Genomic DNA, 15,872 nt, shown 5'->3' with positions numbered 1-15,872 from the left:
CCGGTTGTCCGCGAACCTATGTGCGCTCAGGCCTGTCTGCAAGGATAACCGGGGTTCAGCCTTCGACGAACCGCTTACCGGGATCGACCATGAGCATGGAATCCTCGCGCGCCACCACCGCGAGCCGCAGCCCCGCCGCCTGCGCCCGGCGTACCGCGAGGTCGGTAGGCGCCGAGATCGTCACCAGCAGCGGACACCCGGCCCGCACGGTCTTCTCGACCAGTTCGTAGGAACAGCGCGAGGTCATGACGATGAATCCGTGCGCCGGATCGATCGCGGCACGGGCGAGCGCGCCCACCAGTTTGTCCAGCGCATTGTGCCGCCCGACATCCTCGCGCAGCGCCAGCACTTCGCCCGCCTCGCTGCAAAACGCCGCGGCGTGCGTGGCGCGGGTCCGCTTGCCCAGCACCTGACCCTCGCGCATGGCGTCGAGACCGCGCCGGATCGCCTGCGGGCTCGCTTCGGAAGTCCGGGCCAGCGGCAGCAGCGGGCGCATTGCGGCTTCCACCCCCTCGATCCCGCATATACCGCAGGAACTGTCGCCCACCCGCCGCCGCGCGCGTTCGAGGATGGGCCCAAGCCGCTCGGGCGGCAGGTTCACCCGCGCGACATAACCGCTGCCCCATTCGGCCTCGTCGGTCGCATGAACGGCGACTTCCCCGACCTCGCCAGCCAGCGCCAGCCCCTCGGCCATCAGGAAGCCGGTGACGAAATCCTCCAGCGCCAGCGGGGTCGCCATCATCACCGCATAGGCAATACCGTTGGTTTCGATCGCCACGGGCGCCTCGACGGGAATGGATAAGTCGAAGGCGTCACCCGGCGCGTTGCCATAAGTGCTGCGGCGCACGGCGCTGGAGGTGGAGCCAGGAGTGTGCATGAGGAGGCATTCCCTTCGTCATCCCGGACTTGATCCGGGACCGCTGGCCGTGAACGACCCACGTGGCGGCGAGGCGCATCACACAATGTCGCTTCTAAAGACCGCCGCCGGTCCCGGATCAAGTCCGGGACGACGAAAACTCGCCCTTTCCCCTTAGGGAAAGCGTATGAATACGATTGCATAGAATGCGTGCAGTCAGCGCCGATTACTCCCGGTTTTCGTATCCAATCGAGCCCATCATATCGCCGCTCCGTTACGCCCCGGCGATGCCTGCGCCACGCAGTTGCCCACAGGCTGGGGCGAATTGGCTTGCGACCATCACGCGGATTCCTCTAATGGGCGCGCCTCGTACGGCTCCGGCGCGTTTCCCGGGTCGCCGCCGTACGCGCACGAGACGCGCCGAAACACAGGGGGGAAGAAGGCCAGTCTCGAAGGCCCTTTTTCCGCAGGATTGGTACGAAATCGAATGAGTTGGCTCGACAAAGTCCGAAATTCCATATCGAGCCTCGCCAAGCGCGATACGCCCGACGAACTCTGGATGAAGTGCGCCAGCTGCGGCGAGATGCTCTTCATCAAGGAATTTGAGGCCAATCTTTCGGTCTGCCCGAAGTGCGAGCACCATGGCCGCATCGGCGCCAAGGCCCGCTTCGACCTGCTGCTGGACACCGGCTATACCGTCCTGCCGACCCCCAAGGTTCCCGAGAACCCTCTGAATTTCCGCGATACCAAGAAGTATCCCGACCGCCTCAAGGCCGCCCGCGCCGCCAACCCCTACCCCGATGCGCTGACCAACGCCTTCGGTGCCGTCAACGGCGCCAAGGCCGTGCTGGGCGTGCAGGACTTCAAATTCATGGGCGGCTCGATGGGCATGGCCGTGGGCGAAGCCTTCGTCGCCGGTGCCGAGAAGGCGATCGCCGAAAACTGCGCCTACGTCATCGTCACCGCAGCGGGCGGCGCGCGCATGCAAGAGGGCATCCTGTCCCTCATGCAGATGCCCAAGACCACCGTGGCCACCCGCCGCCTTGCCGCCGCGGGCCTGCCCTATATCGTCGTCCTGACCGATCCGACCACCGGCGGCGTCACCGCCAGCTACGCCATGCTCGGCGATGTGCAGATCGCCGAACCCGGCGCGCTCATCGGCTTTGCCGGCCAGCGCGTGATCCAGGACACGATCCGAGAAAAACTCCCCGACGGCTTCCAGCGCGCCGAGTACCTCCATGCCCACGGCATGGTCGACATGGTGGTCCACCGCAAGGACCTGAAAGACACACTGGCAACGCTGCTCGGTTATCTTGCACGAAAGGAAGTCGCGTGAATATCGATAGCGCCCTGGTACGCGAGCTCGCAGAGCTGCTGGCCGACACCGGCCTGACCGAGATCGAGGTCGAGGACGGCGATCGCAAGATCCGCGTCTCGCGCCAGATGGTCCAGCAGATGGCCGCCAGCCTGCCGCCGATGGGCTATGCTCCGGCGCCTGCCGCTGCCGCCGCGCCGGTTGCCGCCGCCGCAGAGGCCGCGCCCGTCGCTGCCGCCGCGCCGGTCGATGCCGTGAAGTCGCCGATGGTCGGCACCGTCTACCTCGCCGCAGAGCCGGGCGCGCCCGACTTCATCTCGGTCGGCAAGACCGTGAAGCAGGGCGACGTGCTCCTCATCGTCGAGGCCATGAAGGTCATGAACCAGATCGTCGCGCCCAAGGCGGGCACCGTCACCGCGATCCTCGTCGACAACCAGCAGCCGGTCGAATACGACCAGCCGCTCGTCGTGATCGGCTGAGAGCGGGACTGACATGGCCATCAAGCGCCTCCTGATTGCCAACCGCGGCGAAATCGCGCTGCGCATCCACCGTGCCGCGCACGAGATGGGCATCGAGACCGTCGCGGTCCACTCCACCGCCGACGCCGACGCGATGCACGTGCGCCTGGCAGACCACGCGGTCTGCATCGGTCCGCCCGCCGCCAAGGACAGCTACCTCAACGTCGCGGCCATCATCTCGGCCGCCGAGATCACGCAGGCCGACGCGGTGCATCCCGGCTACGGCTTCCTCTCCGAGAACGCCCGCTTCGCCGAGATCGTCGAGGCGCACGGCCTGAAGTGGGTCGGCCCCAAGCCCGAGCACATACGCACGATGGGCGACAAGGTCGAGGCCAAGCGCACCGCCGGTGCCCTCGGCCTGCCGCTGGTCCCCGGTTCGGACGGCGCGATCGAGGACTTCGACGAGGCACGCGCGCTGGCCGAGACGATCGGCTACCCGGTCATCATCAAGGCCGCTTCGGGCGGCGGTGGTCGCGGCATGAAGGTCGTGAACTCGGCCGACGAGCTTGAGAGCCAGATGGGCCAGGCCCGTTCGGAGGCCAAGGCGGCCTTCGGCGACGCCACGGTCTACATGGAAAAGTACCTCGGCAACCCCCGCCATATCGAATTCCAGGTGTTCGGCGACGGCAACGGCGAAGCGGTGCACCTCGGCGAGCGCGACTGCTCGCTGCAGCGCCGCCACCAGAAGGTGCTCGAAGAGGCCCCCTCGCCCGTCATCACGCCGGAAGAGCGCGACCGCATGGGCGGCATCGTCTCGAAGGCGATGGCCGACATGGCCTATCGCGGCGCGGGCACGATCGAGTTCCTCTGGGAAAACGGCGAGTTCTACTTCATCGAGATGAACACCCGCCTGCAGGTGGAGCATCCGGTGACCGAGGCCATCACCGGCGTCGATCTGGTGCGCGAACAGATCCGCATCGCCGACGGCCAGCCGCTGTCGTTCAAGCAACACGAGATCGAGTTCAAGGGCCACGCCATCGAGTGCCGCATCAACGCGGAAGACCCGTGGAACTTCACACCCTCGCCGGGTCAGGTCACGGGCTACCACGCGGCAGGCGGCATGAACGTGCGCGTCGATTCCGGGCTCTACGCCGGCTATCGCATCCCGCCGTACTACGATTCGATGATCGGCAAGCTGATCGTCTCCGGCCGCAGCCGCAACGGCGCGATCATGCGCCTGAAGCGTGCGCTGGGCGAGATGGTGATCGACGGTGTGAAGACCTCGATTCCCTTGCATCAGGCACTGCTGGAGGACCCCGAGTTCAACTCAGGCGACTACACGATCAAGTGGCTGGAAGACTGGCTGGCGAAACGCGCCGCCGACTGAACCCTTCGCTCGTCATTGCGAGCGAAGCGAAGCAATCCAGGGCAGCTTAGGCGGCTCTGGATTGCCGCGGGGCTATCGCCCCTCGCAATGACGAATGTAGGGTAATGGCCGGCTTCAAGACCAAGCCGAGCGTATTTGAGAGACTGACATGATTTCGTTCCTCGATTTTGAAAAGCCGATCGCCGAGCTGGAAGCGCGCATCGCCGAACTGCGCGCCACCGCCGACGGCAGCGACCTCGACATCGAGAGCGAGATCGACAAGCTCGCCAAGAAAAGCTCCGGCATGCTGGAGGCGACTTACGCCAAGCTGACCCCCTGGCAGAAGACGCAAGTGGCGCGCCATCCGCAGCGCCCGCACTTCGTCGATTACCTGCGCCTGATCTTCACCGATTTCGTCGCGCTGGGCGGTGACCGCCTCTACGGTGAAGACGCCGCGATCATCGGCGGCCTCGCCACGCTGGACGGCCGCAAGGTCATGGTCATCGGCCACGAAAAGGGCCACGACACGACCACCCGCATCAAGCACAACTTCGGCATGGCCAAGCCCGAAGGCTACCGCAAGGCGATCCGCCTGATGGAGATGGCCAGCAAGTTCGGCCTGCCGGTCGTCACGCTGGTCGATACCGCAGGCGCCTTCCCCGGCGTCGAGGCCGAGGAACGCGGCCAGGCCGAAGCCATCGCCCGCTCGACCGAGGCTTGCCTTGCCCTCGGCGTGCCGATGGTGGCGGTGATCGTAGGCGAAGGCGGCTCGGGCGGCGCGGTGGCGATCGCCGCCGCCAACACCGTGCTGATGCTGGAGCACTCGGTCTACTCGGTGATCTCGCCCGAGGGTGCGTCCTCGATCCTGTGGCGCACGCCCGACAAGGCTGCGGATGCGGCGACCGCGATGAAGGTGACGGCGCAGGACCTGCTGGGCCTCAAGGTCATCGACGGCATCGTCCCCGAACCCACCGGCGGCGCTCACCGCGACCCCGCCGCGACGGCACGCGCGCTGGCCGATGCGGTCGGCCGCGAACTCGATGCGCTGAGCCGCCGTTCGAGCGCTGAGCTAGTCCGCCAGCGCGAAGACCGCTTCCTGGCGATCGGTTCGCTCTGATCATCCGTTGTCCCGGACTTGATCCGGGACCGCTGGCCGTGAACGGCACGGCTGTTGGCTTGGGCTGCGGGGGCTTCGACAAGCTCAGGGTGAGCGGAGGTAGCGCAGTATCTCAATCCCGCTCAGGCTGAGCTTGTCGAAGCCCCCCGCGTGTCCCCGAACGCCCCCGCTCCAATTTCTCGCACGCCATGTCCGATTAATGCTGTTGGACCGCAACACCCCCAACCGATAACCCGTCCGCCCAACAGGACCCGTTTCGGCGGGACAGGGCGTGCCGGAAACCCGCGAAAACGCGGGCCCGGCCATGGGGTCGGAAACATCGATGAGCCTTCTCGGGCGACACAACCTCGGCAGGACGACGCTCGCGCTCAGCGCACTCGTCACCGCCGCCACCGTCTACGCCGCAACTCAGGACGCCGCGCCAGACCAGACACCCGGCTTCGCCGCGATGACCCCGCAGCAGGCCGCGAACTTCGTCGAGCCGATGCTGGGCGAATACTGCTCACGCTGCCACAACGACATCGACAACATCGCCGACCTCTCGGTGGAAGACCTGCGCGCCGACGACATCCGCACCGGCAAACACGCCGACGAATGGGAGAAAATCCTGCGCCGCGTCGCCGCCGGAGAAATGCCGCCCCACGGCAAGACGCAGCCCTCGGCGCAGATGCGCGCCGCCTTCGTGAACTGGCTCGACACCTCTCGCGCGGGCTACCTCGCCGCCAATCCCGATCCCGGCCGCCCGGCGCTGCGCCGCCTCAACCGCATGGAATACGCCAATGCGGTGCGCGACCTGCTTGCGCTCGACGTCGATTTCAGCCGCGAACTGCCTGCCGACAACTCCGGCTTCGGCTTCGACAACATCGCCGATGTGCTCTCCGTCTCGCCCACGCTGATGGAACGCTACGTCGCGGTGGCAGGCAAGGTCGGCCGCATGGCCACCGGCCTCACCTCAAGACGCGAGGTGGTGACGACATGGCAGGTGCCCAAGGACGGGTCGGTCCAGAACTCGGGCGTGCCGGCGTATAACGAGCGCGCGGGCGCGATGCTGCCGCTGGCCTCGCGCGGCGGCTATGCCCAGCGCTACTATGCCCGTTACGACGGCCAGTACGACGTTTCGGCCTGGCTCAACGCCAACACCAACAACGAAACCGACCGTCTGGCCGAGGACAAAGTCACCGCCCGCGTGCCGATGCAGGCGGGCTCGCACCTCGTGGCGCTGTCGTTCCGCCGCACCATCGCCCCGTCCGAGGCGGTGCAGGTGCTGCGCAACGATACGGACAAGGTGCCGCTGCCCCTCGACAAGCCGAAGATGCTCCCCCTCGACGTGTGGGTGGACGGCAAGCTGGCCAAGACGCTGAGCGTACCCAGCTACCGCATGCACCAGCGCTATTCGCAGCAGAACTTCCCGCGCGACGTGCTGCAGGTCGATGTGGCGGGGCCGTTCGATGCCGCAGACGTGCCCGACACCGCAAGCCGCCGCGCCGTGTTCCTCTGCCGCCCGAAGAAGGCCAGCGAGGAAGATGCCTGCGCGACGAAGATCATCACCACCCTCGCCCGCCGCGCCTGGCGCCGCCCGGTCGCCGGCTTCGACGTCGCTCCTCTGCTGCGCATCTACGCCGAGGAGCGCAAGGCATCGGACTTCGAGCACGGCATCGAGGCGGCGCTGGAAGCCGTGCTGGTCTCGCCTGAATTCCTCTTCGTGGTGGAGCGCGATCCGCAAGGCGCGATGCCCGGGAGCGTCAACCGCGTCTCCGACCTCGAACTGGCGACGCGCCTGTCGCTGTTCCTGTGGAGTTCGATCCCCGATGATCGGCTTCTGACCATCGCCGAGCAGGGTAAGCTCAGCCAGCCCGCCGTACTGAACGCCGAGATCGCCCGCATGCTCGCCGATCCGCGCGCGAAGGCGCTGACGACGAACTTCGCCGGGCAATGGCTCTACTTGCGCAACCTCGACCAGCAGCGCCCCGACACCGAGGTGTTCCCGAAGTTCGACGTACGCCTCAAGTCAGCCATGGCGACCGAGACGGAGATGTTCTTCGCCGACGTGCTGCGAAGCGACCGCCCGGTGCTGGACTTCATCAGCGCCGACTACACCTTCCTCAACCAACGCCTTGCCGAGCACTATGGTATCCCCGGCGTCTCCGGCCCCGCGTTCCGCCGCGTGGCGCTGCGTCCCGAATGGCATCGTGGCGGGTTGCTGGGGCAGGCCAGCGTGCTGACCGTTACCTCCTACGGAAACCACACCAGCGTGGTGAAACGCGGCAAGTGGATCCTGGAGAACATGCTCGCCGCCGCGCCGCCCCCGCCGCCCCCGGACGTGCCCGCGCTCAAGACCAGCCACGACGGCCGCCTGCTCACCGCGCGCCAGCAACTCGAACTGCACCGCGCCAACCCGACTTGCGCCGCCTGCCACGTGAAGATGGATCCGATGGGCTTCTCCCTCGAGAATTTCGATGCGGTCGGCCAGTGGCGGACGGTGGATGCGGGCCAGCCGATCGACACGATCGCGACGATGCCCGACGGGTTCAAATTCGACGGTCTCACCGGGCTCCAGCAGGTTCTCATGGACCGCAAGGACGAGTTCACCCGCGCCTTCACCGAACGGCTGATGACCTATGCGGTGGCGCGCGGGCTTTCGGCCAACGACATGCCCACGGTGCGCGCGATCGCCTCTGCGGCGGCGGCGGACCAGTACCGCATCCAGACCATCGTGCGCGGGATCGCGCAAAGCCCCGCCTTCGCCCTGCGCCGCGTGCCGCAGCCGTTCAAGGCGGCCTATGGCCAGACCCCGCGCCTGCCCCTTCGACAAGCTCAGGGTGAGCGGGGTTGGGGTTATGTCTCTGGCAAAAGCGCTCTCAATTCCGCTCAGGCTGAGCTTGTCGAAGCCCCGTCGGCAAGGCCCGCCGCCCTGTCTCTGATCGCCATTCCCCGGAAGGCCCTGAAATGAGAGTGATCCGCCCCGCCCTCTCGCGCCGCACCGTGCTGCGCGGTGCCGGTGCCGCCATGGCGCTGCCCTTCCTCGAAGCCATGATGCCGAGCGCCAAGGCCGCCGACTTGTCCTCGCGGCCCAAGCGGCTTCAGGTATTCTACTCACCCAACGGCATGACGATGCCGGACTTCCTGCCCACCGCGACAGGGGCCGATTACGTCCTGCCCTCCTCACTCCAGCCCCTCGCGCCTCACCGCGAGCAGATCGCCGTCATCAGCGGCCTCGGCCATCCGCAGGCCGCTGCCATGGGCGACCGACCGGCAGGCCACGGACGCTCGTGCCCCGCTTTCCTCACCGGGGCGCACGCCAAGCAGACCGAAGGGCCGGACATCCGCGCGGGCGTGTCGATGGACCAGGTCTTCGCGCAGCATCTGGGCGATGCCACCCCGCTCGCCTCGCTGGAGCTGGGGATCGACACCGCCAGCCTGCTCGGATCGTGCGACATCAACTATTCGTGCGCCTATACCAACGGCATCTCGTGGCTCACCCCCACGGTGCCGCTGCCGGTCGAGGCGAACCCGCGCGCCGTGTTCGAGCGGCTGTTCGGCGATGGCGACACCGATGAAGCGGGCCGCCTCGCCCAGTTGCGGCGCCAGTCCTCGATCCTCGACTTCGTGATGGACGACACCCGCCGCCTCTCGGGCCAGCTGGGCATGGAGGACAAGCGCAAGCTCGACGAATACCTCGACGCCACCCGCGCCATCGAGAAGCGCATCCAGCGCAGCGCCGCTTCGCCCGCCACCACGCAGGCCGCCAACCTGCAGCAACCCGCAGGCATTCCCGACGACTTCGCCGAGCACGTCAAGCTGATGATCGACCTGCAGGTGCTCGCCATGCAGGCCGACGTAACCCGCGTCGGCACGTTCATGATCGGGCGCGAACTGTCGAACCGCACCTATCCGGAGATCGGGGTGCCGGATTCGCACCACATGCTCAGCCACCACGGCAACAACCCGGACAAGATGGCGCAGTTGGCGAAGATCAACCGCTATCACATGGAATTCTTCGCCTATTACCTCCAGAAGATGAAGGACACGCGCGATGGCGAGGCCTCGCTGCTGGACCGCACGCTGGTGATCCGGGGCTCGGCCTTCGGCGATTCCAACGAGCACGACTACATGGACCTGCCGGTGATCGTCGCGGGCGGGCTGGTGAAGGGCGGGCGCCACAGCCGGGTCGAGAAGGGCACCACCATGTCCAACCTGATGCTGGCGGGCCTGCAGACGCTGGGCGTGCCCGCCGCGAAGTTCGGCGACAGTACGGCGCCCTTGCGGGAACTGACCGATGCGTGAGCCTCCTCGTCGTCCCGAACTTGCTCCGGGACCGCCGGCCGTGAACGGCCCACGCCCCGGCAAGGCGCATCACGCGACGCCGCGCCTAAAGATCGCCACCGGTCCCGGAGCAAGTCCGGGACGGCGAGCATTGACCGCCCTGGCTTGCCTTATCGCCACGCCCGCGCAGGCCGATACCTTGGCCGATGCCCTCGCCACCGCCGATCCGATCACCGTCGAGGGCGCGCTGAAGGCGGGTGCGGATGCGAACGCGCCGTTGCTCTATGGCGAAAGCCCGCTCGCGCACGCCATCGAGACGCAGGATCCCGCGCTCGTCGCCGTCCTGCTGAAGCATGGCGCGAAGCCGAATGTCATCGATGCCGAAGGCCTCACTCCCCTCTCCCTCGCCTGTGAGCGCGGCAGCACGGCCATTGTCGTGCAACTGCTCGACGCTCGCGCCGATGTACGCAAGCCCGGGCCTGACGGCGTCACCCCGCTCGCGGTCTGCGCGCGCTACTCGGGCGCAGAGACCGTCACGCAGATGCTGGCGAAGGGCGCGAAGGCCGACAGCCTCGATGCGCGCGGACAGACGCCGCTGATGTGGGCCGCCTCCGCCGGAAACCTCGGCGCGATCGCCGCGCTTCTCAAGGCGGGAGCGAAGGTGAACCGGGCCACCGGGGAAGGCTTCACTCCGTTGTTCTTCGCCATCACCAGCGGCTCGGGCGAGGCGACCCGCGCCCTGCTCGATGCCGGAGCCGATACAACCCATCGCGGGCCGGAGAACACCAGCGCCCTGCAACTGGCGCTCTACCAGAAGAACTGGCGCGCCGCCGAAATGCTGGCGCCGCTGGACTTCGACCTCGCCGAGCGCGACCGCAACGGCGAACAGCCGCTCCACGTCGCGGCGAAGGGCGGCGACACGGCGCTGATCGACCTGCTGCTGGCGAAAGGCGCGGATGTGAACGGCCTCACCGGCCCTTCGCGGATCAAGTGGGTGACGGAGGCGAACTTCGGCATGCCGCCCGCCCCCGTACCGCCCACACCGCCCCTGCTGCTGGCCGCGCAGGCCGGGCAGGTCAAGGCGATGAAGCGTCTTGTCGCAGGCGGAGCGAACCGCACTTTCGTCGCCGAGAACGGCGTCAACGTCGTCCTCGCCGCCGCTTCGGGCCACAGTGCGGCGGCGCTGGAGGAGGCGCTGGCATTGGCCCCCAATGCCAATGTCGCCGACGCGAAAGGCACCACGCCGCTGCACCTGGTAATCGGTGGCGGCATGCACGACCAACTCGGCGCGATGCTCAAGGTGCTGGCCGCGCACGGCGCGAAACCTACCCTCGCCAATGCGCGCGGCACAACGCCCGCGCAGATGGCCGAAGGCGGACTTGCGACGGTAAAAGCGGTCTACGATCAAGTCTTTGGCCAAACGGCCGCGCCTGTGTTAGCCACCAATCGTCCTTGAATCCCAACAAACCGATCAGGATCGAAAAACCATGACGCTTTCCAACAAGCTCTCGCTTGCCGTACTCGGCGTGTCCGCCGCCGTTCTGACGGTGAGCGCGACCGTCGCCATCGCCGCCTCGCCCGCCGAGACCGCCATCGCCACCCGCCACGCCAACTTCAAGAAGATGGGTGGCGCCATGAAGGTCCTCAAGGACCAGCTCGCCAGCGGCTCGATCGACAAGGTCCAGGCCGTCGCCGCCGCCAAGACGCTGGCTGCCACCGGCCGCGCGCAGGTTGGCCTGTTCCCTAACGGCTCGGGCCCGTCTTCCGGGGTGAAGACCGAAGCCCTGCCCGCGATCTGGACCAACCGCGCCGCCTTCGACGGCGCCATGAAGACCTATATCGCCCAAGCCGACAAGCTGGTCGCCGTCGCGGGCACCGGCAATGCCGCGGCCATCGGCGCGCAGTTCAAGGCCGTCGGCGGCGCCTGCGGCTCGTGCCACAAGCAGTTCCGCGCCGACGACTGAGGATACGCATGACCCGCTCCACTACCCCCGTCTGGGACCCGACCATCCGCCTGTTCCACTGGCTGCTGGTCGCGCTCATCGCCTTTTCGTGGTGGAGCGGGGAACAGCATGACCTCGAACGCCATCGCCTGTCGGGCTATGGCATCCTCGCGCTGCTGGTGTTCCGCGTCTACTGGGGATTCTTCGGCCCCCGTACCGCGCGGTTCTCCAGCTTCGTACGCGGGCCGGGTGCGGTCGCGGCCTATTTCAAGGGCCTTGGCCACCGGACCGCGAGCCATGCCGACGGGCACAATCCGCTTGGCGGGTGGAGCGTGGTCGCCATGCTGCTGGCCGTCGGCGCGATGGTGACGGCGGGGCTGTTCGCCAGCGACATCGACATGCTCTACGACGGGCCGCTGGCGACGTACGTGTCGTTCGACCAGTCCTCGGCCGCGTCGGACCTGCATTCGACGATCTTCAACGTGATCCTTGCGCTGGTGGCGCTGCACGTGGTGGCGGTGGTGTTCTACCTTGCGTGGAAGCGCCAGAACCTCGTGCGGCCGATGGTGACCGGCAAGCGCCCGGTTGCTGCGGGAGAAGACGTGACGGACCTGCGCTGGTCGCCGGTCAAGGCGCTGATCGGCATCGTCATCGCCGTGGCCTTCGCATGGGTAGTCTCGACCGGCTTCCAGTTCGGCAACGCGCCCGCCTATTGAGAACTCCCACCCCAATGAATTACATCGTCGTCATCCCCGCGAAGGCGGGGACCCATCTGATGTCCTGGCAACGGGCACCGTCAGGAGATGGGTTCCCGCCTTCGCGGGAATGACGACGAAAGTTTCAATACAGGATTGATCGCGCCTCAGGGCGTCGCGTCCTTATAGCGGTCCCAGTTGCCGAGCAGTTCGTCGACCACCTTCGAGCCCACGGTGTAGAGGTTCTCCACAGCCGCCTCGAGCCCCGCATAGCCCTCGTTTTCGCGCAGCAGGTAGGTCGCCGCATCGACGCCCGGCGGCGGCATCGTGAAGTTGGAACCGGCGCGCACCACCAGCACGCGGTCACGGTCGGCGCGGCCCACGGCGTCGAGGTAAGTCATCGCCTGCATGACGCCGGTGTCCTCCATCGCCGAAGTCACGAACTCGCCCTGCCCGCCGCTCCAGTAGCGAACCCAGTCGTTGGCCCAGTCGGTCAGCTTCTCACCGTGCCAGAAGGTCATGGCGGAGAGCGTATCGCCCTCAAGGACGAAGGGCGCTTCCTGCGCGTGCGGGTAATCGACGAACTTCGCGCGTTCCGCGGCGATCGCCGGAGAGTCGGGAAGCTCGATGTTCTTCGTCAGCTCATAAGCCCACTTCTCGAGGCTGGGATTGACCTGGAACATCTCGCCGCCGGACGGATCGGGCTTCGTGGTCTTGTCGTTCGGCCCCTTGGTGTGACGGGCAAAGTAGCCGGTCTTCCAGTCGGCCGGGATTTCGCGTGCGTCGATCTCGTGCGCGAGGTCACCATCGACGACGTAGCGCGCCCAGGCGACCGAGCCGATCGAAGCATCCTCGGGGTCGATTCCCGCGATGCCCGCGACGAGCCAGTAGGCCTGGCTCAGATCGAAACGCGGATCGAGGCCGAGCGCCATCGTCGCCGCCGTCGAGCGCGCGGTGCCGATCCCGGTCACCATGCCGAGCACCTGCGTCTCGGGATTGTAGTAGAGGTCGTGGAACGACTGCGGGAAGGGAATACGCTGGGTCAGGCCGCGGCGCGCCTTCCACAGCTGGAACTCGCCCGCGACGTCGCCCTCGTCCTTGCCGATCTCGAAGAGCGAGACGATCACCACCTTGACCGGCAGCGGATGGTCGCAAGGCGCGCCGGGATCGCAGTCGGCGACGGCGGAAGTCGTGGGTGGCGATGCCGTGGCATCGGCGGCGAACGCCGGGGTGGCCGCAGCGAGCACGGCGCCCGCCATGAGAGTCGCGAGCGTCTGGGAGCGCATGGGTAACCTTTCGATTCAAACCGCAAGAAGGGAGCGCCGGCGATCGCCGACGCTCCCTCTCGGGGGATCAGAACTTGTACGTCAACGAGGCCTGGAAGCTGCGCGGCAGCTCCGGCAGGACGATCGTGGAGCCGAACAGTTCGGTAAAGTTGGCACGGAAGTACTTCTTGTCGGTGACGTTCTTCACGACCAGACGGGCGAGCCACGGGCCGGTCTCGTACGAGATGGCCGCGTCGATCTTGGTGTAAGCGGGCAGCTTCACCGCCTGCGACTGGCCCGAGTAGACCGAGTCCACCTTCACCCCGCTGGCGCTCAGCGCGAGGCCGTTGTCGAAGGCATACGTCGCTGTCAGCGAGTAGAGGTTGGTCGGGATACCGGCACGGCGCGAGTCGCTCTTGCTGGTGATCGGCACGAGGCCGATCGGCTGGCCGCCGAGGTAGAGCGACGGATCGCTGACGTTGACCAGATCCTCGATGCCGAAGAAGCTGAACAGCGTGCCATTGGTCAGCGCGGTCAGGTTGTAGACCTTGGTGCGCGTGTAGCCACCGGTGATCAGCAGGTGCTTGTCCACCGACCAGCGGAACTCGGCTTCGAGGCCCTTGGTCTCGACCGACTGGTTCACCGTGACCGACTGGATGTTGTAGTCGGTGCGCTTCTGCTTGTAGATCGACACCGCCGCATAGAGGCGATCGTCGAGCCAGCTTCCCTTCAGGCCGCCTTCGTAGAGCTTGGAGGCCGAAACGAAGGTCTGTCCGGCGATGTCGCCCGGATAGAGTTCAGCGCCCTGCCCGGCGATCACGGTCGACTGGCGCGCGATCGTGGCATAGGGGATCAGGCCGTAGGGCAGCTTGTAGTTGGCGCTGGCCGACCACGACCATGCGCCCTTGTTACCGCTGGCGCTGTCGGGAATGCCGTCCGCCCGATTGGATGCGACCTGCGCCGCTTCCATCTTGCCGATGTTGTAGGCCGACTTCGCCTTGAGGTAGTCGTAACGGGCACCCACCGTCACATCGAGACCGAAACTGAAGTCGAAGTCCGCAAGCGCGGCGATCGAGTAATCGGTGTAGTGGCCGGTGACATAGTTGGTGTAATCGCAGTCGCACTCGGTCGAGAGCAGGCGATCCGACGCCGGGGTGTAGCCGACGGTCAGGTCGACGCGGTGGAAGTATTCGTAGTTGAAATCGTCACCGTGCTTGAAATTGGTGTAGCGGATCGACGGCGATACCTGGAACGCGAATTTGCCGATGTCGTTCTCGAACTTGTCCGAGATGACGACCTTGTTCTCGATCGCGTAGGAATCGTGGAACTGCGAGAAGCCGTAGGAATTCTCGTTGATGTTGTCGTACGAGTCGAAGAAGAACTGGTTCTTGATCTCGAGATCGCCGGCACCCTTCCAGATCAGGTCGGCGTAAAGCGTACTGCCCTTGTTATCGAGGCGATCGTTCTTCCCGGTCAGCGTCTTGCGGCGGCTGAGCTTGGCGGTGCCCACGTTGGTCAGGTTGAGCGCGCTGTTCGGCGAGCTAGTAAAGCATGCGTCCGTGATCGACGATGCAAACACCCCGCCACCGCAGGCGAAGCCGCCGAAGATCGACATGCCGCCGGGAACCGCCGCGTTGATCTCGCCCTGCGAAATCTGGCCGTCGCCGTTGGTGTCGAGCGGCTTTGCCGAGCCGGTAATGTACGTGCCGTTGTCGACGAGGTCCTGCGTCAGGCGGTTCCAGCCGCCGTTCTGCTGGCCCTTGTAGTTCTGGTACATGCCGCCGAATTCGAGGCGCAGGTTGGGCGTCAGGTCGGTGTCGAACGAACCCTGCAGGATCGTCTGACGGGTCGACATGTTGTCGTAGTAGCTGCCCGAATCCTCGACTTCCGCGAACAGGCTGTAGCCGAATTCCTGCGTGCCGATCTTGCCGGGGCCGCGCATTTCGGCCTTGATATCGGCCTTGCGCCAGCTGCCGCCGGTCATGGTGACTTCACCCTCGGGGCTGGCGAGGTAGGAACCGCCCTGAACGCGCGCCGACTTCGGCACGAAGTTCATGTAGCCGCCGGTCTTCGACGGACCGTAGATCGGCGAGGCCGGGCCGCGCACGATGTCGATGCGCTCGGAGGCGCCGATCGGGGTTGGATAGTTGCCGGGGTTGTCGAGACGGCGCATGCCGCGGAAGTAGATTTCGCCCGGAGTACCGCGAATGTCGAGCGCGCCGCCGACGCCGAAGAACGAGTTGGTGAACGTGCCCGGCGACTGCGCGACGAGGTCGTAGATGTCGGTAATGCCGAAGCGTTCCATCTGCTCGGCGCTGATGGTGGAGACCGAACGCGGCGTCTCGGTCACGGTCTTGTCGAAGCCGAAGACGGTGCCGACACCCTCGATCGGCAGAGCGCCGAGCGAACCGGTGACGACGATGTCCTTGCCGTCCTCGGTGGTTTCATCGGCGGCCGCCTGAGCCAAAGCCGGTGTCGTCAGCGCAGTGCAACAAAGCAGCGCGCTCGCGGCCAATACCGTCTTGCGCGCAGTGAAACGGATCATATCCCTCATGGTATGCCCCCTTGATACGGCGGGAACGGTCCTTGCCGCC

General features: G+C 66.4%; 12 protein-coding genes. 9 read left to right on the top strand and 3 right to left on the bottom strand.

From position 1 onward, the window contains the following. Window positions 1–55: 55 nt before the first annotated feature. Complete coding sequence (gene fdhD, locus HWN72_RS04235; RefSeq protein ID WP_211149936.1) at window positions 56–877, bottom strand: formate dehydrogenase accessory sulfurtransferase FdhD; 822 nt, start codon at window positions 875–877, stop codon at window positions 56–58. A gap of 466 nt (window positions 878–1,343) precedes the next feature. On the opposite strand from fdhD, the gene accD reads away from it, so the two are divergent. From accD to HWN72_RS04190, 9 genes are all read left to right on the top strand, one after another. Then, window positions 1,344–2,192, top strand: a complete 849-nt coding sequence (gene accD, locus HWN72_RS04230) for an acetyl-CoA carboxylase, carboxyltransferase subunit beta (protein WP_008832222.1) — start codon at window positions 1,344–1,346, stop codon at window positions 2,190–2,192. Next, window positions 2,189–2,650, top strand: a complete 462-nt coding sequence (gene accB, locus HWN72_RS04225; protein WP_069707424.1) for an acetyl-CoA carboxylase biotin carboxyl carrier protein — start codon at window positions 2,189–2,191, stop codon at window positions 2,648–2,650. The genes accD and accB overlap by 4 nt, the downstream gene beginning before the upstream one ends. Window positions 2,651–2,663: 13 nt before the next feature. Then, window positions 2,664–4,016: an acetyl-CoA carboxylase biotin carboxylase subunit gene (accC, locus tag HWN72_RS04220; RefSeq protein WP_008832224.1), complete on the top strand. Its 1,353-nt coding sequence runs from the start codon at window positions 2,664–2,666 to the stop codon at window positions 4,014–4,016. 148 nt (window positions 4,017–4,164) lie between these two features. Continuing rightward, complete coding sequence (locus HWN72_RS04215; protein ID WP_211149935.1) at window positions 4,165–5,112, top strand: acetyl-CoA carboxylase carboxyltransferase subunit alpha; 948 nt, start codon at window positions 4,165–4,167, stop codon at window positions 5,110–5,112. A 322-nt stretch (window positions 5,113–5,434) separates the two neighbouring features. Then, window positions 5,435–8,062, top strand: a complete 2,628-nt coding sequence (locus HWN72_RS04210) for a DUF1592 domain-containing protein (protein WP_069709101.1) — start codon at window positions 5,435–5,437, stop codon at window positions 8,060–8,062. Then, window positions 8,059–9,396, top strand: a complete 1,338-nt coding sequence (locus HWN72_RS04205) for a DUF1552 domain-containing protein (RefSeq protein ID WP_069707422.1) — start codon at window positions 8,059–8,061, stop codon at window positions 9,394–9,396. Before HWN72_RS04210 ends, HWN72_RS04205 begins: the two co-directional genes overlap by 4 nt. Next, entirely contained in the window at window positions 9,389–10,831 is a 1,443-nt protein-coding gene (locus HWN72_RS04200; protein WP_248005804.1) for an ankyrin repeat domain-containing protein, read from the top strand. Before HWN72_RS04205 ends, HWN72_RS04200 begins: the two co-directional genes overlap by 8 nt. 31 nt (window positions 10,832–10,862) lie before the next feature. Beyond that, a complete protein-coding gene (locus tag HWN72_RS04195; RefSeq protein ID WP_069707420.1) occupies window positions 10,863–11,339 on the top strand; it encodes a cytochrome c in 477 nt (158 codons plus the stop codon). Window positions 11,340–11,347: 8 nt separating this feature from the next. Then, entirely contained in the window at window positions 11,348–12,034 is a 687-nt protein-coding gene (locus tag HWN72_RS04190) for a cytochrome b/b6 domain-containing protein (RefSeq protein ID WP_051586665.1), read from the top strand. 146 nt (window positions 12,035–12,180) lie between these two features. On the opposite strand, the gene HWN72_RS04185 is transcribed toward HWN72_RS04190, so the two are convergent. Beyond that, window positions 12,181–13,299, bottom strand: coding sequence for a purine nucleoside permease (locus HWN72_RS04185; RefSeq protein WP_083274555.1), 1,119 nt, complete (start codon window positions 13,297–13,299; stop codon window positions 12,181–12,183). Window positions 13,300–13,366: 67 nt separating this feature from the next. Then, on the bottom strand, window positions 13,367–15,832 hold the full coding sequence (locus HWN72_RS04180) for a TonB-dependent siderophore receptor (protein ID WP_231958109.1): 2,466 nt from the start codon (window positions 15,830–15,832) through the stop codon (window positions 13,367–13,369). Window positions 15,833–15,872 lie beyond the last annotated feature (40 nt).

It is taken from the genome of Novosphingobium sp. HR1a, assembly GCF_015594425.1.
In the GTDB taxonomy this organism is placed as follows: Bacteria; Pseudomonadota; Alphaproteobacteria; order Sphingomonadales; family Sphingomonadaceae; genus Novosphingobium; species Novosphingobium resinovorum_A.
Note: the sequence above shows the minus strand (reverse complement) of the source record. Positions and strands in the feature narration are given on the sequence as shown.

Bases quoted from the DNA above. Each gene is read 5' to 3' on its own strand.
- fdhD (WP_211149936.1), bottom strand. From the start codon at position 877: ATGCACACTCCTGGCTCCACCTCCAGCGCCGTGCGCCGCAGCACTTAT.
- accD (WP_008832222.1), top strand. From the start codon at position 1,344: ATGAGTTGGCTCGACAAAGTCCGAAATTCCATATCGAGCCTCGCCAAG.
- accC (WP_008832224.1), top strand. From the start codon at position 2,664: ATGGCCATCAAGCGCCTCCTGATTGCCAACCGCGGCGAAATCGCGCTG.
- HWN72_RS04215 (WP_211149935.1), top strand. From the start codon at position 4,165: ATGATTTCGTTCCTCGATTTTGAAAAGCCGATCGCCGAGCTGGAAGCG.
- HWN72_RS04210 (WP_069709101.1), top strand. From the start codon at position 5,435: ATGAGCCTTCTCGGGCGACACAACCTCGGCAGGACGACGCTCGCGCTC.
- HWN72_RS04205 (WP_069707422.1), top strand. From the start codon at position 8,059: ATGAGAGTGATCCGCCCCGCCCTCTCGCGCCGCACCGTGCTGCGCGGT.
- HWN72_RS04200 (WP_248005804.1), top strand. From the start codon at position 9,389: ATGCGTGAGCCTCCTCGTCGTCCCGAACTTGCTCCGGGACCGCCGGCC.
- HWN72_RS04195 (WP_069707420.1), top strand. From the start codon at position 10,863: ATGACGCTTTCCAACAAGCTCTCGCTTGCCGTACTCGGCGTGTCCGCC.
- HWN72_RS04190 (WP_051586665.1), top strand. From the start codon at position 11,348: ATGACCCGCTCCACTACCCCCGTCTGGGACCCGACCATCCGCCTGTTC.
- HWN72_RS04185 (WP_083274555.1), bottom strand. From the start codon at position 13,299: ATGCGCTCCCAGACGCTCGCGACTCTCATGGCGGGCGCCGTGCTCGCT.
- HWN72_RS04180 (WP_231958109.1), bottom strand. From the start codon at position 15,832: ATGAGGGATATGATCCGTTTCACTGCGCGCAAGACGGTATTGGCCGCG.